Source organism: Shewanella sp. YQ_9, from assembly GCF_043103185.1.
GTDB lineage: Bacteria > Pseudomonadota > Gammaproteobacteria > Enterobacterales > Shewanellaceae > Shewanella > Shewanella algae.
In genome coordinates this window covers 158870-180280 of the sequence record NZ_JBICJO010000036.1, presented here as the reverse complement: position 1 = coordinate 180280, position 21411 = coordinate 158870, and the positions used below count along the sequence as shown (strand labels likewise).

The 21411-nt window shown below is 54.9% G+C and carries 12 protein-coding genes; 6 read left to right on the top strand and 6 right to left on the bottom strand.

All coding sequences use genetic code 11. From position 1 onward, the window contains the following. Window positions 1-220: 220 nt before the first annotated feature. Together ACF8D4_RS11925 and ACF8D4_RS11920 are read right to left on the bottom strand one after the other, a co-directional pair. Window positions 221-910 carry a DNA-3-methyladenine glycosylase I gene (locus tag ACF8D4_RS11925; RefSeq protein ID WP_025889011.1) on the bottom strand — a complete coding sequence of 230 codons (690 nt, stop codon included), beginning with the start codon at window positions 908-910 and terminating at the stop codon, window positions 221-223. A 136-nt stretch (window positions 911-1046) separates the two neighbouring features. Then, entirely contained in the window at window positions 1047-1916 is an 870-nt protein-coding gene (locus tag ACF8D4_RS11920) for an NAD(P)H-binding protein (RefSeq protein ID WP_208142307.1), read from the bottom strand. A gap of 107 nt (window positions 1917-2023) precedes the next feature. Between ACF8D4_RS11920 and ACF8D4_RS11915 the strand changes: the two genes are divergently transcribed. Together ACF8D4_RS11915 and ACF8D4_RS11910 are read left to right on the top strand one after the other, a co-directional pair. Beyond that, window positions 2024-2929, top strand: a complete 906-nt coding sequence (locus tag ACF8D4_RS11915; protein ID WP_028780390.1) for a LysR family transcriptional regulator — start codon at window positions 2024-2026, stop codon at window positions 2927-2929. Window positions 2930-3021: 92 nt separating this feature from the next. Then, window positions 3022-3675: a glutathione S-transferase family protein gene (locus ACF8D4_RS11910; protein ID WP_096142205.1), complete on the top strand. Its 654-nt coding sequence runs from the start codon at window positions 3022-3024 to the stop codon at window positions 3673-3675. Window positions 3676-3683: 8 nt separating this feature from the next. Here ACF8D4_RS11910 and ACF8D4_RS11905 read toward each other — a convergent pair whose 3' ends face one another. After that, window positions 3684-4214 carry a thioesterase family protein gene (locus ACF8D4_RS11905; protein WP_025009092.1) on the bottom strand — a complete coding sequence of 177 codons (531 nt, stop codon included), beginning with the start codon at window positions 4212-4214 and terminating at the stop codon, window positions 3684-3686. A 114-nt stretch (window positions 4215-4328) separates the two neighbouring features. Continuing rightward, window positions 4329-6368 carry an oligopeptidase A gene (gene prlC, locus ACF8D4_RS11900; RefSeq protein WP_159352660.1) on the bottom strand — a complete coding sequence of 680 codons (2040 nt, stop codon included), beginning with the start codon at window positions 6366-6368 and terminating at the stop codon, window positions 4329-4331. A gap of 364 nt (window positions 6369-6732) precedes the next feature. Between prlC and ACF8D4_RS11895 the strand changes: the two genes are divergently transcribed. From ACF8D4_RS11895 to gorA, 3 genes are all read left to right on the top strand, one after another. After that, window positions 6733-7440, top strand: coding sequence for a hypothetical protein (locus ACF8D4_RS11895; protein ID WP_144164584.1), 708 nt, complete (start codon window positions 6733-6735; stop codon window positions 7438-7440). Between the two features lie 80 nt (window positions 7441-7520). Next, complete coding sequence (locus ACF8D4_RS11890; RefSeq protein ID WP_145839494.1) at window positions 7521-8045, top strand: hypothetical protein; 525 nt, start codon at window positions 7521-7523, stop codon at window positions 8043-8045. A gap of 128 nt (window positions 8046-8173) precedes the next feature. Then, entirely contained in the window at window positions 8174-9529 is a 1356-nt protein-coding gene (gene gorA, locus ACF8D4_RS11885) for a glutathione-disulfide reductase (protein ID WP_045283799.1), read from the top strand. A 103-nt stretch (window positions 9530-9632) separates the two neighbouring features. Here gorA and ACF8D4_RS11880 read toward each other — a convergent pair whose 3' ends face one another. Continuing rightward, window positions 9633-10400 (bottom strand): hypothetical protein, encoded by a 768-nt coding sequence (locus ACF8D4_RS11880; RefSeq protein ID WP_141250914.1) that lies wholly within the window; start codon window positions 10398-10400, stop codon window positions 9633-9635. Between the two features lie 262 nt (window positions 10401-10662). Here ACF8D4_RS11880 and ACF8D4_RS11875 point away from each other — a divergent pair, with 262 nt between their 5' ends. Continuing rightward, window positions 10663-12759 (top strand): M13 family metallopeptidase, encoded by a 2097-nt coding sequence (locus ACF8D4_RS11875; protein WP_208136355.1) that lies wholly within the window; start codon window positions 10663-10665, stop codon window positions 12757-12759. Window positions 12760-12830: 71 nt separating this feature from the next. On the opposite strand, the gene ACF8D4_RS11870 is transcribed toward ACF8D4_RS11875, so the two are convergent. Then, window positions 12831-21344 carry a fibronectin type III domain-containing protein gene (locus ACF8D4_RS11870; RefSeq protein WP_392465564.1) on the bottom strand — a complete coding sequence of 2838 codons (8514 nt, stop codon included), beginning with the start codon at window positions 21342-21344 and terminating at the stop codon, window positions 12831-12833. Between the last annotated feature and the right edge of the window lie 67 nt (window positions 21345-21411).

Here is a 21411-nt window from a genome sequence, read left to right as displayed (position 1 = left end):
AAAAAAGGGCCGGGTAATTAACCCGGCCTAAAAGAGTGTGTGAGCAATGTCGTGCTTTGCAAACTCAGGAACACCATAACTTCAAGCAAATCTCAGTCGACTAGCGGTTAACTGACTCTCAGTTAAGGATGAGTTTTGGAACGCAGAACAAATGATAATGGTTCTCATTTTCGATTGCAACTGTTTTTTGTCTATATTCAAGACAAATTTATCTCAGGCCTCAGATACGATTGTCCCCGGTGCTACAAGCCAAGATACGGCTGATGGCGGCCATGCTCCTACCGCTGCTCTGCTGCCAATGATTGAATACAGCTTGTACCTGGGCCAGGCCGCTTTTTGAGCTGAAGCCTGCGTCCACCAGTTTGTGACTCTTGAGATAGTTTTGAACATCAGCGGTCAACAGGAAGCTGTCTTTACCTATGCCACGCAGAAAATAGGGGCCGGTATTGCCACCCAAGCGTGCACCACGGCGTTTGAGTTCCTGCCACAGTGAGGTGATCTCCTCCACCGGCCAGAGGGCGATATATCGGGCCAGGCTGCCGTGTTCTCTGGCAATATCCTGCACCATGAGCGCGTTATCATAAATGGCCTGGGTCTTTTTCTGGTGGCGAATGAGGCGACTGTCCTCACCTCTGGCCTGCAACTGCTCAGGGGAGAGCATCAACACTTTCATGGGTTCAAAGCCAAAGAAGGCCTCTTCATAGGCCGGCCATTTGTGTTCCACTACCTTCCAGACAAAGCCGCTCTGAAATACCTGTTTGCTGAGTGCTGAAAGCAACTCGGCATCTGTATATTCCAGCAATTCTTCCGTGGAACAGACTCTGGGTAACAGGCTCTCCAGTCGCTCGGCGCCGCCTTTGCGCTCGCAGGCTCTGGCATAGATGGTGGCAAAATCTTCCGGCTTGCTCATGTGCTTTCCCTTTTGATTCAATTACTGCTGCACCAGTGTAATACCAATCGGGATAAAGATGGGAGTGATCAATGATGATTAACCATCACAGCCCCTCCCAGGCAAAGGGAGGGACTGTGGCACGCGATATCGGGTATCAGGATTGAGTGAGGCTCTGTTCAAACAGGGCCTTAAGTGAATGCCCTGGGCGCCCCAGCAGACGTTCCAGATCTGCGCTTTGCTGCTGATATTCACCATCGGCTATCGCCTTGGAGTTGTTGGCAAACGCCTTGGCCATAAAACCGGGGAGGCCGATCCCGAGGAAAATCTGCTCCAGCTCTGCGACTGAAATGTTTTGCAGCCGAATGTTTTTGCCACTCACCTGCGACAGGTATTGTGCCACCTGGGCCTGGTTCAACAGTTCCGGGCCTGTCAGGGTATAGGTTTGCCCAAGATGGCTGCTTACAGGCGATTCCGATGAGAGAATGCCGGCGATGGCCTCTGCCAGATCGGCCTTCCACACAGGGGCAAACAAACCATTTTCACTGGCATTGAGCATGGTTTCTGTTGCCAGAGTGTGCTCCAACCCGGCCAACTGCAATTCGGCATAGGGACCGTTACGTACCAAGGTGTAAGGCACACCTGAGTGAACTATTGCAGCTTCTGTTGCCGCATGGGTGCGGGCAAAGTCGAATGCCGAGTCCAGGGTCGCCAATTGGAAACTGGTATAAACCAATTGTTCGACAGCGGCGGCCTTGGCGGCGCTGAGCACATTCATGTGCTGCTGCAGTCTCTGATCATTGGGTGCATCACCCGAGATCAACAACAGGCGTTTGACACCCTGCATGGCTTTCGAGAGTGAAGCCGGGTCACTGTAATCGGCAAAGGCCTTCTCTACATCAGCAAACTCGTTCAATTGTTCAGGGTGGCGACTTGCCAATCTCAACTGTTTGGCAGGAACCTTTGCCAATAAGGCTTGGCTGACCAGACGGCCCAATTGGCCGGATGCACCTAAGATAAGGATCATGTTTTTTACTCCAGTAGGTTTATGGCATCAGTGTATCCCCGTGGCAAAAATTGATAATGAGTGCTTTACTTATCACTTTGGTTATTGAAATTAAACAAAGGTGAGAGATGGATGCGGCACAACTCTATCGTATGTTGGTATTCGCCACTGTAGTGGAACAGGGATCGTTAACGGCGGCCGCAGAAGTGCTGGGGATCAGCCGCTCCATGGTGAGTCAACATTTGAAGAAACTGGAACAGCGTCTTGGCAGCCGTTTATTGCACAGAACCACGCGCAAGATAGGCTTGAGTGAAGATGGTCAGCAGTTCTATCACTATTGTGCCGAGTTGTTGCAGCTGGCCAAGCAAGCCGAGGCCGTGACTCGCCCCAGTGATGAACAGCTACATGGCAGCTTGCGGATCACGGCACCTGTGGGGGTCGGTGAACTGTCACTGCTGCCCTTGATGGGCGAGTTTCACCAGCGCTTCCCCCATATCCGGCTGACACTGTTGCTTGAGGACAATAAGCTCAATCTGCTGGAGCATAAGATAGATATCGCCATTCAGGCCGGCTGGCCGGAAGATTCTGAATTCAAGGCGATAAAATTGGGCGACTTCGAAGAGTATCTGGTGGCTTCGCCCGAGTATCTCAGTCGCCACGGCAAGCCGCTGCATCCGGATAACCTGCATCATCACCAATGGCTGATGCATGCATCGAGTCATTTGCCTCGCAGCTGTACTTTGCACAATAGTCAGGGCGAACAGTTTCGTATTCGGGTTACCCCCTTTATCAGCTGCAACAGTACCAATGCCATCGCGGCTCTGGCTGCTCAGGGGCTTGGCATAGCCACCTTGCCGGATCATCTGTTGCAAAGGCAATTGGACTCGGGAGCGCTGGAACGTCTGTTACCGGATTATCATCTGCGTGAGGGCGGTATCTATGCCATTCACCCTTACCGTGAGGGGATGCCACCCAGAGTCCGGGTCATGTTGGACTTTCTCAAGCAGAAGTTGGGTCAAACAGAGGGTGGATAATTCCTTGCAGCACTCATGGTAACTGTTCACGCCTTCCCTAAGCGGTAGCCAGCAACTAAAGTTAAAGTTGGTAACCATGGGGATCCCTGTCTATGGAGCTTTACTACCATCCATTGTCGCGTTATTCGCAAAAGGTGCTGCTGGCACTTTATGAAAAGCAGGCAAACTTCTTTCCCCGGGTAACGGATCTGCAGGATCCATTGGAGCGCCAACACTATCTGCATTTCTATCCATCCGGTAAGCTGCCACTCTTGGTGTGTCAGGACGGCAGCCTGTTGCCTGAATCCAGCATTATCATAGAGTATCTGGACAATAAAATGGACGGCGGCACCCGGCTGTTGCCCAAGGAGCCCGAGCTCAATCTGCAAGTGCGTCTCTATGACAGAATTGCCGATAACGACCTCAACAACAGTCTCTATCAGCTGGAGCAGCAATATAGCTTACCGGAAGAGCAGCAACTTCCACTGGTGCAGCGTCAAATTGAAAACCGTCTCAGACTTTGCCTGCGGGCGTTGGACTTACGCCTGGTTGAGCATCATTGGCTTTGCGGAGATGGGTTCACTTTGGCCGATTGTGCCTTAATCCCTTGTCTTGGTTATCTGCAGCGCAGTTTCAACTTACTGGATTACCAGCATTTGGGGCGCTACTGGCTGCAGGCGCAATTGCGGGGTTCCTGGATGTTGGTGCAGGATGAAGTGACTCTGGCTCAGGAGGAGGCCAGCAGCGGGCTCAGGCCAATCCCCTGAACAAGAATTCAGCTGTTACGGGCCTTTTTGAGATCCAGGAACGACTTCCACTTGATGATCTCTGCCGGTAACTCGGGCGTGGTTTCATCGAACCCGGCTTCCGTCAACAGGTTTTCCGTGGGTACCGGCTTGCGTTTGCAGACGAACAAACCTCTGACATGCACTATGGCATGCAGGCCTCTGTCCGACAGGAAACGTTGCTCTATGTAGAAATACTTTTCATCCCAGCCAACCACGCGAGAAGCAATTTCAAACTGCTGTAATGGCCTGATATCCCTTACATAGGTGAACTCGGCAGCATTGACTATCGGCATCCATTTCAGTTTTAGAAAGCGCTTCAGCAAGCCCATTTCGGCCATCATATAAGTGCGGGCCAGATCCATAAATGCCGGGTAGCGGGAGTTGGTCAGGTGTAGGTTGATGTCACAGTCACTCGGTAAAGCCCGATAACGGATGCGGCTGGTGCCGAGAAAACCGATATCGTTTGCCCGGCGCACTCGCCAGAGCAGCAGCCAAAACAGGCGAAAGTAGAGGTTCATCAAAGGGTCCAAGAGTTGAGAGGAATTAAAGGCTATCAAAGGTCATACCAGACGGCAAGCGAGAACTGGCTCACAAAAAAGGCGCCCGCAGGCGCCTAATCAATTGCTTCTGCCTCAGGCTTGGATCCCTGAGTGACGCAGCAGTGCGTCTATGCTGGGCTCGCGGCCACGGAAGCGGGTAAATAGCACCATAGGCTCTTCACTGCCGCCCATCTCAAGTATGTTGTGCAGGAAGTCGCGTCCTGTGCTCTCGTTGAAAATACCTTCCTCCTCGAAGCGTGAGAAGGCATCGGCAGACAACACTTCGGCCCACTTGTAGCTGTAGTAGCCGGCGGCATAACCTCCGGCAAAGATATGGGCGAAACCGTTCTGGAAGCGGTTGAATTCAGGCGGTGTGACCACTGCCACCTGGCGTCGAACCTCATCCAACATCTGTTGAATATGGGCGCCCTTGGCCGGATCAAACTCCTGATGCAGGCGGAAGTCGAACAGAGAAAACTCCAGTTGCCGCAGCATCATCATGCCGGACTGGAAGTTCTTGGCGGCCAGCATCTTGTCCAGCATCGCCTTGGGCAGCGGCTCCCCGGTCTGATAATGGCCGGAGATCTCCGCCAGCGCCTCTTCGGCCCAACACCAGTTCTCCATAAACTGGCTTGGCAGCTCCACGGCATCCCAAGGTACGCCGTTGATACCGGAAACCCCGCCGACATCGATGCGGGTCAGCATATGGTGAATACCATGACCAAATTCGTGGAACAGGGTAGTGACTTCGTCATGGGTAAACAGCGCCGGCTTGTCACCCACAGGGCGATTGAAGTTACAGGTGAGGTAGGCTACCGGCTTTTGCAGGCCTGTGGCCGTCATCCGCCGGGTTCGGCAATCATTCATCCAGGCGCCGCCCCGCTTGCCTTCTCGGGCATAGAGGTCCAGATAGAAGCTGCCTCTGTGTTCGCCCTCGGCATCCAGGATGTGGAAAAAGCGCACATCTTTATGCCACTTGTCGAAATCCTGCTGCTCTTTGACCTCCATACCGAACAAGCGCTTGATGGTGTAGAACAGGCCGCTGAGCACCTTGTCTTCGGGGAAGAAGGGACGTAGCTCTTCCTGAGATATCTCATACTTGTGCTGCTTGAGCTTTTCGCCGTAGTAACTCAGATCCCAGGCCGCCAACTCGGTTACACCATAATGCTCCTTGGCAAACTCCTTGAGTTCGGCCAACTCGGCCTTGGCCTGAGATTTGGAGCGCAGTGCCAGCTCATTGAGGAAGGCGATAACCTGCTCGGGCGATTGCGCCATCTTGGTGGCCAGGGACTTATCGGCATAGGTATCAAAGCCCAGTAACTGTGCCAACTCATGGCGCAGGCTCAGGATCTCGTCCATCAGCGGGCCATTGTCGAACTCGCCGGCATTGGGGCCTTGATCCGAAGCGCGGGTAACAAAGGCGCGGTAGCACTCTTCACGCAGACTGCGGTTGTCGCTGTAGGTCATGACCGGCAGATAGGATGGAAAATCCAGGGTGAATAGCCAACCTTGCTGTTCTTTGGCCTCGGCCATCGCCTTGGCGGCGGCAATGGCAGACTCTGGCAGACCGGCCAATTCGGCTTCATCGGTAACCAGCTTGCTCCAGGCATGTGTGGCATCCAGCAGTTGGTTGGAATAGGTGCTGCTGAGTTCGGACAGGCGCTTTACAATCTCTCCATAGCGAGCTTTTTGTTCATCATTGAGGCCTATTCCCGACAGTTCGAAGTCTCTCAGGCTATGTTCTATCACAGTCTGTTGTGCCTGGCTGAGCAGGGCAAATTCCGCCGATGCCTTGAGCTCTTTATAGGCCTGATACAGGCCCTGATGTTGGCCGACAAAGGTGCTGTACTCAGACAACAATGGCAGGCAGGCATCGTGCGCGGCGCGCCACTCTTCATTGCTGAGTACAGAATTCATATGGGAAATCGGCGACCAGATCTGGCTCAACTCATCGTCCACCTGCTCCAGAGGGGCCACCAGGTTCTCCCAAGTGTAGGGGCCTCCGGCGGCCAGCACGGCTTCTATCTTATCGCGGCATTTGGCTATGGCCTGTTCGACCGCCGGTTGAATGTGCTCGGCCTTGATACTGGAAAAGGGCGGCAGCTCCTGTGCTGTCAGCAGCGGATTGGTCATTGTCTGTCCTCTCTTTGGGCGTGGGCCATAGGGCCTGCATTGGATGCCTGGTCTTGCCGCCATGGCGGCGAATATTCAGGGGCGTGGCTAATAGATAAGGGTTCCGCTTTGATTTATCAAGGTGATAAAAGCGATTGGTGCCATAGCAGTGGCACAGATGTGAAACATAGCAGTGAAACATAGCCGCCAAACTCGACAGTGAAATACCTGTAAGTTACGAGTCACTGCTGCCGAGGAAGAGAGCCTACCGTCAATGCACAAAAAAATCATAAATGATAACTGGATCTAAAACACGATTCGTTATCATTTACATAATGAGGTGGTGGAATAAAATAAACTTTACTTTGTAAGTTTGGTACGTTTTATGCGCTATCCGCTCTTGTTGCTGACACTCCTGTGCTGCAATCCATTATTGGCCGATGAGGCCGCCGAAACCCAACTCATGCTGGGGTGGGACAGCCGCTATGTTTCGGAGGGGCGTGACAACTTGTCTGCGGGCGGGATTGCCTGGAGTGGTATTCACCATAGCCGTGATGGCCTGGGGGCCTTCGTGTTGTTTGGTCGAGCCGACAGTGTTAACTACGCCGAGCTCAATGCCGGGGTGGAATACTGTTTCAACCCACTCGAATCAGTGGAAGCCGGTGTCGGCATGCAGCGACTGGAGTTTTACGGTGATGAGCGTGCCCATGACAATGAGGTGTACGCCTATCTCGCCTATCAGGGGCTGAGCTGGCTGACACCATCGATTAACTATACCTATGCTACTGAAGCCTCTGGTTATTTTGTTGAGTTGAGCCTGCACAGCCATTGGCAAGTGAACGAGCAACTGACTCTGACCCCCTATGTGACCCAGGGATTCGACTTTGGCTATGCCAGCCAGACCCATGATGGCCCCAATCATCTGCAGCTTGGTGTAGAGGCATGCTACTCATTAACCCCTTCTTTGGTGGCTTCCTTGCATTTGAGTCACAGCATAGCGGAGGATGATATCAAGCAGCAGGCGCAAGAGGAGGATTGGCATGGCGACCTGGATCAGTCTTATGCCGGCTTGCATCTGGAGTGGCAGTTTTAAACTGGCTAACATTCACCGCAGCTTCTAGACTCTGATGTGAAGACAAACAGCGTCGAAGGATCGATGCGGGAGTACAGGGAATGTTAACCTACAGAATCGGCGGGCTTTGCTGCCTGCTCCTTTGGTTGGGAGTCGCCCCATTGGCTGAATCCCAGGCCGAATCAAGCTCAGACCTGAATCTAGTGTCGAGTTCAGAGCCCTCAATAGATAAGCAACTCAGCAACCCGGACAAAGAGCCTGGTTCGCTCCCTCTGGGGTTGGTGCTCGACAGCGAGGGCAATCCTATCGCCATTCCACAGCAGTTTGAAGCCGCACTTGAATATGAGTCTGCTCCCTTGCCCAAGGCCTCGCGCGACAGTAAACCAACGAAATCCCGAAAAAAGAAGGCATCCAAGCCTCGCCGCCAAGTCGCCGATGATCCCAGTTGTCGCTGGTTGGATAAGCGAATGACAGAGCTGGAGCGGCGCCTCAGGCAGAAAGATTCCCACACTGCCAGATTTTTGCAGGCTGAACTCGGCGAGCATCAACAGCAGTTTCGTTGCCTCAAGTGCTCGGGTTCAGGGCCTGAGACCCAGGATTATTCGCGCTGCACCTTGTATCACTGAAATTTTTACCGGCAGACTCTGGTCTGGTCACTTGATCTGAATCCCCCTACAATGGCTCACAAGAATCCCGCCAGACGGGAGGTCGCCCTGTTGGGCGAAAGAATCTGTATCAATCGACGGAGATAAACATGGCACAACATTTTGACTATATCTGCCTGGGTGCGGGCAGCGGTGGTATTGCGTCAGCCAACAGGGCCGCCATGCGTGGCGCCAAGGTGTTGCTGATTGAAGCCAAACACCTGGGTGGTACCTGCGTCAACGTCGGCTGTGTGCCCAAGAAGGTCATGTGGTATGGCGCCCAAGTGGCCGAAGCAATGCATCTCTATGCCAAAGATTATGGTTTTGATGTCAGCGTCAACCAGTTTGACTGGAACACTCTGGTGGCCAGTCGTGAAGCCTATATCGAACGTATCCATGGCTCCTATGAACGCGGTCTGGCCAACAACAAGGTCACTGTGGTTAACGGTTATGGCCGCTTTGTTGATAACCACACCATTGAGGTCGACGGCGAACACTACAGTGCCGAGCATATTCTGATCGCTACCGGTGGCGCGCCCAGCATTCCCGACATTCCCGGGGCAGAATATGGCATAGACTCGGACGGTTTCTTTGCCCTGCGTGAACAGCCCAAGCGGGTAGCCGTAGTGGGTGCCGGTTATATCGCGGTGGAAATTGCCGGTGTATTGCATGCCTTGGGCAGTGAAACCCATCTGTTTGTACGCAAACATGCGCCGCTGCGTAACTTCGACCCCATGCTCTATGAAACACTGATGGAGTCCATGGCCAGTGAAGGGCCTTCGCTGCATACCCAGAGTATTCCCAAGGAAGTGCGTAAAAATGCTGATGGCAGCCTGACTCTGGTGCTGGAAAACGCTGAAGAGTACACAGTGGACTGCCTGATCTGGGCCATAGGTCGGGCACCGGCCACAGGCAATATCGGCCTTGAAAATACCGATGTGCAGTTGGATCCCAAGGGATATGTGATAACTGATGCCCAGCAAAACACCAGTGCCAAAGGGGTTTACTGTGTCGGTGACATCATGGCGGGCGGAGTAGAGCTGACACCGGTTGCCGTCAAGGCGGGTCGCTTGCTGTCAGAGCGTCTCTTTGGCGCCCTGCCGGATGCCAAGATGGACTATGACTGCATCCCGACTGTGGTCTTCAGCCACCCGCCAATTGGCACCATGGGGCTGACAGAGCCCGAGGCCAAAGAGCGTTTCGGAGAGGATCAGGTGAAGGTCTACACTTCCTCCTTTACCTCCATGTACACTGCAGTTACTGCGCACCGTCAGGCTTGTAAGATGAAGCTGGTTTGTGCCGGCGCCGATGAAAAAGTCGTCGGGATCCATGGTATCGGCTTTGGCATGGATGAAATCCTTCAGGGCTTTGGTGTTGCCATCAAGATGGGCGCCACCAAGGCTGACTTTGATGCCGTAGTCGCTATCCATCCAACGGGCGCAGAAGAGTTTGTTACTATGCGTTAAGCTGTGACTCGTTGAGTCAAGCTTGTAAAAAAGCGCCCAAGGGCGCTTTTTTGTTGTCTGCGGCGGCTGCAATGTCATTGCCGAGGCGCCATTTTACTCAAGGCTAAAGGCTTTCCGCTTGTGTCGGTGCTTTCGAGCCCCGAGGTTCCAGACAAGCCAGTAATTGCTGTTGGGCTTCATCGCGCTGCGATTTATCTATCATGCCATAAAGAATTCTCAGTTCATGACTGACCCCTTGCTCGTCTCTAACCTTGAGCGCCAACTTGCTGCTGTCCTGATAACCCAGAGTGATTTTATCTAAGGGTAACAAGTAAAACTGTTTGCCACTGGAGTCGGGTGAGAAGGAGATCCCTTCATTGACTATGGCAAACAGGTAGCCGGATTTTTTGAGCTGGTATTTGATCATGGCGAATAAAGCGGCGAAAGCCATAAAGCCCCCTACCGCCGACCCGAAGCCCATCATGAGCACGCCTATAGCCATCATGATTGCTGTGCCCCCGGTAATATCGGCATATTTAAACACTGTATGATGCTGCTTCACTTCCTCAGGGTCGCTCTTTTGCAGGTTGCGGAAGCGATAACGCTTCATATCGTTTCCCAGGCCATCGAGGAAAAATATACTCCAGGGAATAAAGGGAAGGCTGGCAATGATTGCCATGGTCAGCGTCAGTTTTTGATAACGACGGAAAGTAAACAAACAGAGGCACAGTACGATAAAGGCACTCAGGAAGAGTAGCTGCAGCTTTTCAGCGCCGCTTTGGCTCATCCCCATTTCTCGAATAAGCACTTCATCTATTATCACGGGAGTTAGGCAGAGAAAGAGTAGCGTGACAGCTAACCCGATCCAGGTTGTGGTTGAAATCCATTTCATGGTTATTTCCTTTGTTAAGCCATCTTGGCTTGAGGTTTCTGCAATAGGTTGAACAGCTTCTCCACAATAAGCCAGAAATCCGCCTTTGCCTATCGCCTTTTGGGTGGGAATTACCTCAGACGCTTTTGAGGTTAAGGGATGCGCAGGGGGCAATCTGCCTCATATCTTGTGACAGTTTTCTGCTTGGCCGCCAAGCGGTGAAATGGGATAGACTCGAAGATTAAACGCCTGAAACCCCATAAATAAGATCAAGGAAATTTGCATGTTCAAGCCCAATGCAATCGCGCTGTTTACCGCCGCGGCCCTGCTCGGCGGCCTGGCCGCTTGCCAGTCTCAAGATACAGCTTCAACCAAGGTGCCGTCTGTGGCTTCCCGTCAGGGAGAGGCCAATATAGGCATTAGTCTGGCGGCCATGGATACCAGTATTAAACCAGGAGATGACTTCTACAATTACGCCAATGGTCAATGGATGCGGGATACCAAGATACCTGCCGACCGAGCCTCCACTGGGTCTTTTCTGGTGGCTTTTGAATCGACCGAGCAGCACAAGGCCGAATTGATTGCTGAGCTGGTGGCCAAGCCCCATGCTGCCGGTAGTGATGAAGCGCGAATTGCCGATTTTTATCTGGCCTATACCAATACTGATGCCATCGAAAAAGCCGGCCTGCAGCCATTGGCGAATTACCAAAAGCAGATAGCAGCCCTGAAAACCAAACAGGCGCTATCGGCGGCCTTGGGAGCCAGTTTACGGGCCGATGTTGACCCGCTCAATGCCACCGACTATCACACTGAGAATCTGCTGGGGGTATTTGTCACCCAAGGGCTGGCGACTCCGGGAGAGGTATTGCCCTATCTGTTGCAGGGCGGGCTGGGATTGCCGGAGCGGGAATATTATCTGTCGAGCGATCCCAAGATGCAGCAACTGCGGCAGGCTTATCGTCACTATGTCGAGACCTTGTTGCAAACCGCCGGCATAGACAATGCCGGTGAACGGGCCGAGCGAATATTCGCGCTGGAGCTGAAAATAGCTGCCGCCCACGTCAGCCGTGAAGACAGTGAAGACTTTGCCAAATCATCCGCAGTTTGGAGCCGGGCTGACTTTGACACCAAGGCCCCGGGTATCGACTGGCAGGCATTCTTTGAGGCCGCGCAACTTGGCCAGCAGCCACGCTTTGCCGCTTATCATGGCCCCGCCATCCGCGCACTCTCGGCTTTGGTAGCTTCCGAGCCGCTGGCGAGTTGGCAAGATTGGTTGCTGTTCCACCAGATCAATAGCCACACAGATGTCTTGCCTTCGGCGCTGGATCAGGCGCACTTTGCCTTCTATGGCACGACCTTGTCAGGCACGCCTATGCAACGCAGCCGCGATAAGCGCGCCTTGGAGGCGTTGGATAATTATCTGGGAGATGCTGTTGGCCGCGCCTATGTGAGCCGTTATTTCCCGGCGTCGGCCAAGGCCAAGGTCAGCGAGTTGGTGGATAACATAGTCGATGCCTTCCATGGCCGGGTTGAGGCGATTGATTGGCTGGCACCGGCCACCAAACAGGAAGCTCTGGCCAAGGTTGATACTCTGGTGGTGAGTGTGGGCTATCCGGATAATTGGCGTGATTACAGCCATTATCAGGTGGGGCAGAGTGCTTATGCCAATGCCGTGGCCGGTGAACAGGCCGAATACGCTCATCAATTGGCCAAAATAGGTAAGCCCCAAGATAAAGGGGAATGGTGGATGAACGCCCAGATAGTCAATGCGGTAAACCTGCCGGTGCAAAATGCGCTCAACTTCCCGGCCGGGATACTGCAACCGCCGTTTTTTGATGCCACTGCCGACGATGCCTATAACTATGGTGCCATAGGGGCGGTCATCGGCCATGAGATCAGCCACAGCTTTGATAATAATGGTGCGGCTTTCGATTCCAGCGGCGCTATGCGCAATTGGTGGACTCAGGCGGACTTTGAGCATTTCGCCGCCCAAGGGGATGCCCTGGCCAAGCAGTTTGACAAATATGCGCCTTTCCCCGACTTGCATGTCAACGGCAAACTGACTCTGGGGGAGAATATTGCTGATGTAGCCGGATTGGCTGCCGCTTACGATGCTTACCGGGCGTCACTCAAGGGCAAAGAGGCGCCCGTTATTGCCGGTTTTAGCGGTGATCAACGTTTCTTTATCGGTTATGCCCAAACTTGGGCAACCAAGATGCGAGATCAGGCCATGCGCCAACGTATTGCCACCGATGGTCATGCTCCCGGCAACTACCGGGCCCTGACTGTGCGCAATCTGGATGCCTGGTACCGCGCCTTCGATGTCAAACCCACAGATGCGCTCTATTTGGCGCCAGAGGACAGAGTCAGGATCTGGTAAGCCTACTGATAAGAAGACCGCCATTGGGCGGTCTTCTTACATCCTGGAGGATCGCTTAAGCTAATCCAAACTCAGAAAAAGAACTCCAGACCAAGAAAGACACCGTCTACCTGATTTCTGTCCAACATATAACGGCGGTAATCGGCTCTGATCGCCCACTGTTCGGAGAGTTGATATTGGCCACCCAGACCCCAGTAGAAGTCGACGCCGGAGTCGTCATAACGCAACTCTTGCTGTTGCCACTGGCTGTTGAAGTCGCTCTCCCAGACAAATATCCCGCCGTTGAGGCTGAAAGACCAGTCGTGATATCGCCAAAAGCGGTATTCGGCTCCGGCAGTTACCCCGGAGGCCAGTTGCGGCCCAAGGTTGGCAAGTGATTGCTGCAAGGCCTGTGGGTCGAGTGTGCTGCCGGCCAGCATGAGTGAGGTTTCGCCCAAATCAAGATAGCCAAACTGCAGCACCCAGGCATCACTAGCCTGGTAGTTCAGCGCCACAGACCAGGCGAAATCATCTTTGTCCAACTCTGTCAGTTTGATCTCTGCCGGTAAGGCCTGGTTGATATCCGACTCCGAGAGGCGGGCATGGCTGTAACCCAAGTTGAGGTTCACAGACCAGCGCGCCTGGGCATTGAAACTGACCCCAATTGCCAGTAGCAGCAACAGCGGCAGGCTTGCCAAACGCAGGCTTAAGCGCCTGAATCCTGCCATTAACAGCATTAGTGCCAAGGCCCAGGGGGCGACCGCCCCGCCGGAAGAGCCGTTTTCCACCACAACCTCTTGATAGGCCGTGACCGTCACCACTACCTGAGCGGTTGCCGAGGCGCCGTTGCCATCACTGACACTGAAGCTGATGATATCTGTGCCCGCAAAGCCGGTCTTAGGTTGATAGCTCAGCGTCTGTGATGTTGTGATGCTGACGCTACCGGATTGAGCTACAGCGCTTTCCAGCGTCAGGCTGTCGCCATCCGGGTCGCTGGCAGTGCTCAATACATCCAGTTCTATCGTCGTCCTGTCATCCGTGCTGGCGCTGCTGTCATTCACCACGGGTGCCCTGTTGTAAAAGACAACCAGTTCGGCATGGCTCATTGCCGTACCGCCCATGCCGTCGCTGACGGTATAACTCAGCTGTGCGTTGCCGATAAAGTCTTCCGGCGGCGTGTACATCAGGCTGAGCTTGTCTTCACTGACACTGATCTCACCGATAGAGACACTGGCCTGCACCAGATAGAGGCTGTCGTTATCGGCATCATTATCGTTGGCCAGTACGTCCAGCAGATGTTGCTGATTCCATGGCAAACTAAAGCTGTCAGCCTGGGCTATAGGGGCTTGGTTGGCTAACAGCTTCACGGCAACGCCGCCCGGGTCGACTATGGTGCCATTAGCTTGGCCGTCACCGTCGTTGGGGCCACCATCCTGAATAAGCAGTTGCACACACCAATGACCTTCAGTAAGGCCACTCTGCCAGCTGGCATCACCCATTGGTGGACAATATCCGGGTTCTCCCGCGCTGCTAAATATCTGGTTGTTGGCATCTGTTACAAACTCCTGCCAGCCGGAAGCGACGTATTTACGGTATTGAGCTTGTGCCGGTATCGCCTGAACTTGCGGGATCACTATGCTGACACTGCCGCCATACTCACTGCCCTCGAGTTCGAAGTCGAATAAACCTCCGACAATTTTCCCTTCACTGTCATCTGGCAACATTGAGCCATCTTCCAGCTCAATACCGTTATCCAGCCGCTGTAGACTTAGCAACCCCTTACGGGAGCAGATGCCGGGTTGCGCCTCGGCCAGGTAGCTATTGGGGCGGCTGAGCTGTTCGGGGATCACATTGCAGGGGTGATCGCCCTGCAGATAGGCCGGAATACCATTGCCGTCCGGATCGCCATAGCCTTCGGCACTATCCGGTAAACGGTTGTTGTTGGCGTCTGTTTCCCCAAGAGCCGGTAGCTGTGCCAGCAGCAATAGCTTGAGACTCTTGCTGCTTCCCAGTTGGGGGGAACCATCGTCCATGGCGTTCAATGTCAGAGTCACAATCCCTGGGGCCAGCACTGCGGGGTCAAAGGTGAACTCGTTTGCTGAGGTCGAGAGGTTTGTCATAGCTGGCTCGCTGGACCAACTGAGGCTGATATTGTCTGCCGGGTTGGGGTCAGCGACTTCTGCCGTTACCGTTACCAAGCCATCCGAGCTGCTGACACTGGAGCGCATTTCACCCTGTTGACTGGCGCTCAAGCTGAGGTTGGGCGCCAGATTATTGTTACTGATGCGTATTTCAGTAGCGGCGTTGTGCCCGGGGTTTTGGCCGTCGTCCAGGGTGATTGTCAGCGATTTTTGTTGCCCGGCGGTCAAGTCGGCAAAAACATTGAACTCTAGGCTGGTGGACATTCCCTGACTCAAGAGCAGGCTTCCGCTTGCGAGATCATGGTCTTGACCTGCAATCGCATCGCCGCTGACACTGTAGCGGATTTCCATCGGATACTCGGGGGCCGAGCCGTTGAGTAAAACCGGCACCTGCACCCGAGTGAAGTTGGCGACAGTTTTTGAGGCTCCCAGGTTAATCCTGGGGTACACGGTAACCAACTGCGACGCTGTGGCACTTACCCCCTTACCATCTGTGGTTTTCCAGTAAGCCAAATGTTGGCCGGGAGCAAAAAACGGGAAGCCGTTCAACAAGGATACCGGAATGGGGTTGTCATCGCTGTCGATGGCGCCGACCCGACCCAAGTTTACCCGGGTAAACAGACCTGTGGCGTTGGCTGTGACATCGGCCGGGATATTGATGACAGGGGCTTCTGGATTACTGCCTTCTATGCTGAAGCTCACCTTGGCACTGTCATAAAACTCTCCGTCCGTGATGCTGTAGCTGAGTCGCACCTGACCATTGAAGTTTTCCGGCACTGTCAGTTGCAGCTTATCTCCCAGTACAGTAGCAGTGCCCAGACTGGTGCTGATATCCACAATCGTCAGTGGATCGTCATCTGGGTCACTGTCGTTGGCCAGTACATCGAGTAAATAACTATTTTCTTGGCTGAAGGCCTGGGTTATCCGGTCGTGGTTGGCCTGTGGCGCTTGATTGACAGCCTTGACTTCCACACTAAAGGGCGCCAAATCTGTACTGAGCGCACCATCCGTGACTCGGATAATGATGTTGTCACTAACGCCTACATGCTCCCGCAGTGGAGTACCACTGAGCTCGCCGCTTGCCGTGTTGAAACTGGCCCAGGCCGGTTTGTTGCTGATGCTGAACGTCAGAGGATCCTGATCCGGATCTGTGGCCGTGGGGATGAAGCTGTAATAACTATCCTGATCTACGCTGCCGGCTGGAGTGCCTGAAATACTGGGGGCCTTGTTATCCGGCTCCGGGGTTACCGTATTGGAGGGGCTTGAGGCCGGGCCTGTGCCTGCGATGTTGCTGGCGCTGACGGTAAAACTGTAGCCGGTGCCGTTGCTCAGACCGCTAACTGTCAGTGGCGAACCAGTGCCGCTAGCGGTGAAACCACCCGGGCTTGAGGTGACTGTGTAACTGCTGATAGCCGCGCCGCCGGTACTTGCCGGGGCGCTGAAGCTGACCGTGGCGCTGGCGTCGGCAGCGACAGCGCTGACAGACATCGGCGCGCCGGGCACCACAGCATTAACTGTAAAGCTCTGGGTCACGGTTGGCGCCGCATTGTAGCTGCTATCCCCGGCTTGGTCGGCGTTAATGCTGCAACTGCCGGCGCTGATAAAGTTGAGAGTGCCGGTAGTTGTGATGGTACAGACGCCAGTGCTGTTGGAGCTGAACACTGGCGTTAGCCCTGAGCTGGCGGTGGCCGTAAGGGTTGGCGTGGTGCCAAAGCTCTGCGCCCCTGGGTTGCTGAAGCTGATGCTCTGGCTTGCCTTGGGGGTCACAGTATTGGAGGGGCTTGAGGCCGGGCCCGTACCCGCTGTGTTGTTGGCGCTGACGATAAAGCTATAGTCGGTGCCGTTGCTCAGGCCGCTAACTGTCAGTGGCGAACCGGCGCCGCTGGCGGTGAGGCCGCCCGGGCTTGAGGTGACTGTGTAACTGCTGATCGCCGCGCCGCCGGTACTTGCCGGGGCGCTGAAACTGACCGTGGCGCTGGCGTCAGAGGCAACGGCGTTGACGGACGTGGGCGCTCCGGGCACCACGGCATTGACCGTAAAGCTCTGGGTCACTGTGGGCGCCGCATTGTAGCTGCTGTCTCCGGGCTGATCAGCATCGATACTGCAATTACCCGTGGTGACAAAGGTTAAGGTGCCGGAGGCCGTGATGGTACAGACACCAGTGGTACTGGAGCTGAACACAGGCGTTAGCCCTGAGCTGGCGGTGGCGGTAAGGGTTGGCGTGGTGCCATAGTCCTGCGCCCCCGGGTTGTTGAAGCTGATGGTCTGGTTTGCCTTGGGGGTCACAGTATTGGAGGGGCTCGAGGCCGGGCCCGTACCCGCTGTGTTGTTGGCACTGACAGTAAAGCTATAGTCGGTGCCATTGTTCAGGCCGCTAACTGTCAGTGGCGAGCCGGCGCCGCTGGCGGTGAGGCCGCCCGGGCTTGAGGTGACTGTGTAACTGCTGATCGCCGCGCCGCCGGTACTTGCCGGGGCACTGAAACTGACTGTGGCGCTGGCATCAGAGGCAACGGCGTTGACCGACGTGGGCGCCCCGGGCACCACGGCATTGACCGTAAAGCCCTGGGTCACTGTGGGCGCCGCATTGTAGCTGCTGTCTCCGGGCTGATCAGCATCGATACTGCAATTACCCGTGGTGACAAAGGTTAAGGTGCCGGAGGCCGTGATGGTACAGACCCCAGTGGTACTGGAGCTGAACACAGGCGTCAGTCCTGAGCTGGCGGTGGCTGTGAGTGTGGGCGCGCTGCCAAAGTCCTGCACCCCCGGGTTGCTGAAGCTGATGCTCTGGTTTGCCTTGGGGATCACAGTATTGGAGGGGCTTGAAGTCGGGCCCGTGCCTGCTGTGTTGCTGGCGCTGACAGTAAAGCTATAGTCGGTGCCGTTGCTCAGGCCGCTAACTGTCAGTGGCGAACCGGTGCCGCTGGCGGTGAGACCACCCGGGCTTGAGGTGACGGTATAGCTGCTTATCGCCGCGCCGCCGGTACTTGCCGGGGCGCTGAAACTGACTGTGGCGCTGGCGTCAGAGGCAACAGCGCTGACAGACATCGGCGCGCCGGGCACCACGGCATTGACCATAAAGCTCTGGGTCACTGTGGGCGCTGCATTGTAGCCGCTGTCCCCGGCTTGGTCGGCGTTAATGCTGCAACTGCCCGCGCTGATAAAGTTGAGAGTGCCGGTAGTTGTGATGGTACAGACGCCAGTGCTGTTGGAGCTGAATACTGGCGCCAGCCCTGAACTGGCGGTGGCCGTAAGGGTTGGCGTGGTACCAAAACTCTGCGCCCCCGGGTTGTTGAAGCTGATGCTCTGGTTTGCCTTGGGGGTCACAGTATTGGAGGGGCTCGAGGCCTGGCCCGTGCCTGCCGTGTTGCTGGCGCTGACAGTAAAGCTGTAGTCGGTGCCGTTGCTCAGACCGCTAACTGTCAGTGGAGAGCCGGCGCCGCTGGCGGTGAGGCCGCCCGGGCTTGAGGTGACTGTGTAGCTGCTGATAGCTGCGCCGCCGGTACTTGCCGGGGCACTGAAACTGACTGTGGCGCTGGCGTCGGCAGCGACAGCGCTGACAGACGTCGGCGCTCCGGGCACCACGGCATTGACCGTAAAGCTCTGGGTCACGGTTGGCGCCGCATTGTAGCTGCCGTCTCCGGCTTGGTCGGCATCGATACTGCAATTACCCGTGGTGACAAAGGTTAAGGTGCCGGAGGCCGTGATGGTACATACCCCAGTGGTCGTGGAGCTGAACACAGGCGTCAGTCCTGAGCTGGCGGTGGCCGCAAGGGTTGGCGTGGTGCCAAAGCTCTGCGCCCCCGGGTTGTTGAAGCTGATGGTCTGGTTTGCCTTGGGGGTTACCGTATTGGAGGGGCTTGAGGCCGGGCCTGTGCCTGCGATGTTGCTGGCGCTGACGATAAAGCTGTAGTTGGTGCCGTTGCTCAGACCGCTAACCGTCAGCGGTGAGGCGGTGCCGCTGGCGGTGAAACCACCCGGGCTTGAGGTGACTGTGTAACTGCTGATCGCCGCGCCGCCGGTACTTGCCGGGGCACTGAAACTGACTGTGGCGCTGGCATCAGAGGTAACGGCGTTGACGGACGTGGGTGCTCCGGGCACCACGGCATTGACCGTAAAGCTCTGGGTCACGGTTGGCGCCGCATTGTAGCTGCTGTCTCCTGGCTGATCGGCATCGATACTGCAATTACCCGTGGTGACAAAGGTTAAGGTGCCGGAGGCCGTGATGGTACAGACCCCAGTGGTACTGGAGCTGAACACAGGCGTCAGCCCTGAGCTGGCGGTGGCCGCAAGGGTTGGTGTGGTACCAAAGTCCTGCGCCCCCGGGTTGTTGAAGCTGATGGTCTGGTTTGCCTTTGGGACTACCGAGTTGGATGGTGCGGATGGCGAGCTTGTACCCACGGCATTGATGGCCTGCACAGTAAAGGTATAACTCGTGCCGTTGGTCAGGCCTGCAACCCCTATCGGCGAGTTGGCTCCACTGGCGGTGATCCCGCCTGGAGATGAAGTCACTTGGTATGAGGTAATCGCAGAACCACCATCACTTGCCGGCGCCGAGAAGTTGACCACGGCTTGGCCATCCAAGGCAGATGCCGTGCCTATGATGGGGGCGCCGGGAACAGTAGGGACGGCAACAGTATGAACATCGCCAGAGGTGTAGGCTGCCGGCCCACTGTTGGCCTGAGCATCGCTGATGTTGGTTGCTGCTTTCAGATCCAGGCGCAGCGAACCGTTACCGCTGATATTGTTGATAGTTACAGTAACGCTGGTGCCTGAGCTGGCGGATACCGACGCAATATTGCCTGCGGCAGAACCCGCGTTGGTCAGGTTAAAGTCGTCGGTCGAGATATTATTGGCCAATTCATTGAAACTAACTGTGTAACTGATGCTGGTTGCTGTATCTGCGGGTGAGCCATCGATAGTCATGCCGGTCACTTCCGGAGCAAGGTCATCCACCACTGTGATGCTAAAGGCTTTTTCAAATGTGGCATTGCCTGAATCTGTCGTCTGCACCCGGATGCTATAACTACCGCCAACCAAGGTGGAGGCATTGTTGGCTCTGAGGGAATCACCACTGAGATTGAAGCTGCCATTGTTGGTGTCACCACTACCGGCAATCAAGGCATAACTGAAACTGTCACCAACATCGGCATCCGTGGTTGTCAGGGTGCCCACCACAGCATTGCTGCCGCCGCTTTGGCTGACGGAGTTGTTGGAAAGCGAGATATCTGTTGGGCTTTGATTACCGCTGAAGGCTCCAGTGACACCCAATGTAACACCACTGCTGCTTCCCTGGAGTATGGAACCATTGGTTTGGCTGTCATTGACAACTGTGCCGCTGGTTTCATTGAGTTTCCAGTAGCCAATCAAGCCGGTTTCATTGCCAGCCAGCTCGAGCTGGCGGTTATTTTGAATTTCGGTTTGAGTCCGCGCCGTGCTCCAAAGGCGGATGTCATCTATTTTGCCGGTAAAGTTGTTTACCGAACTATGATTTTGAAGACCGGCGACCAGGTTGTTGACGTTTGCCGCTTGATAATCCGGCACTGTGTTGTTGCCACCCATGTCGGCAACACCAATACCTGTGGCTTGGCCATCCAGATAAAAATCCCACAGGCCGTTGTCGAATACAAAAGCAAAGTGATACCAGACATTGGTTGAAATAGTGATTGGATTACTTTGGGTCAAAGAGCTGAAGTCGCCGCTCAGATCAACCGTCATTGTATTGTTATATATGATAAAACCACCGGCATCGAGTGAGCCGGTAATATCCATCAGATTGATGATGCCTGAGGTGCTGGAAAAATTGGCCCACATTTCCAGGGTAAAGGTGCTGTCATTGGCGAGTGCAGAGGCGGCATTGGTGAGGGTAACCGCATCACCGTCGGAGAATTCGTAAGCTGTGTTGGACAATAGCGTATTAAATCCTCTCACGTCACCGGAAAACAATGTCCTGGCAGCCATGGTCGAGGAGGTGGAGTATTCGAGTTGCCAATCACCGCCAAGACGCTGGTTGCCTGTGGCGTTGGTTGAGGCCAATACGGGCCGGGCTAAAATCGAGGCCAGATTATCGACAAAGGCTTGGCCCTTTGGATCCTGAGCCAAGTTGCAGGCGTAAAGATAGAGAGGGGCACCCGGCAGTAGCAGTTGATCCAACTGAGTGGCCAGTTCCCGCGGCGCCAACTTGTGGCCTGCCAACAGTATTTCGCCGCTTTGACCGTGAGTGATCAAGTGTAAACCCGAGTACTTCTTGTCTTGGGCTATCAAGGTGTTGAGTTCGGTCAGTTCGGTAATGGGTCTAGAGGTGAGGGCCGTGGTAGATGCCTGTTCCAGCAAGGTTTGATACTGAGAGATTGTGGCATCGACCAAGATGAGCTCAGCCTTTGTCCCTGGTTCTGTGACACTCTTTGCTTGTACAAATGGCAACAGCAACAATGTCACCAGGCTTAATATCCGTATTAAAGAGTTCATGGTTTTGGCAGCCCTGAATAGTCCGGTGTTAGCTTGAGCAATTCAACGGCAGCAGGAAAGCACACTT

What these genes read in the sequence shown, in the direction of transcription:
- ACF8D4_RS11895 (WP_144164584.1), top strand. Translation starts at nt 6,733, where the DNA reads ATGCGCTATCCGCTCTTGTTGCTGACACTCCTGTGCTGCAATCCATTA.
- gorA (WP_045283799.1), top strand. Translation starts at nt 8,174, where the DNA reads ATGGCACAACATTTTGACTATATCTGCCTGGGTGCGGGCAGCGGTGGT.
- ACF8D4_RS11925 (WP_025889011.1), bottom strand. Translation starts at nt 910, where the DNA reads ATGAGCAAGCCGGAAGATTTTGCCACCATCTATGCCAGAGCCTGCGAG.
- ACF8D4_RS11890 (WP_145839494.1), top strand. Translation starts at nt 7,521, where the DNA reads ATGTTAACCTACAGAATCGGCGGGCTTTGCTGCCTGCTCCTTTGGTTG.
- ACF8D4_RS11870 (WP_392465564.1), bottom strand. Translation starts at nt 21,344, where the DNA reads ATGAACTCTTTAATACGGATATTAAGCCTGGTGACATTGTTGCTGTTG.
- prlC (WP_159352660.1), bottom strand. Translation starts at nt 6,368, where the DNA reads ATGACCAATCCGCTGCTGACAGCACAGGAGCTGCCGCCCTTTTCCAGT.
- ACF8D4_RS11905 (WP_025009092.1), bottom strand. Translation starts at nt 4,214, where the DNA reads ATGAACCTCTACTTTCGCCTGTTTTGGCTGCTGCTCTGGCGAGTGCGC.
- ACF8D4_RS11875 (WP_208136355.1), top strand. Translation starts at nt 10,663, where the DNA reads ATGTTCAAGCCCAATGCAATCGCGCTGTTTACCGCCGCGGCCCTGCTC.
- ACF8D4_RS11915 (WP_028780390.1), top strand. Translation starts at nt 2,024, where the DNA reads ATGGATGCGGCACAACTCTATCGTATGTTGGTATTCGCCACTGTAGTG.
- ACF8D4_RS11920 (WP_208142307.1), bottom strand. Translation starts at nt 1,916, where the DNA reads ATGATCCTTATCTTAGGTGCATCCGGCCAATTGGGCCGTCTGGTCAGC.
- ACF8D4_RS11880 (WP_141250914.1), bottom strand. Translation starts at nt 10,400, where the DNA reads ATGAAATGGATTTCAACCACAACCTGGATCGGGTTAGCTGTCACGCTA.
- ACF8D4_RS11910 (WP_096142205.1), top strand. Translation starts at nt 3,022, where the DNA reads ATGGAGCTTTACTACCATCCATTGTCGCGTTATTCGCAAAAGGTGCTG.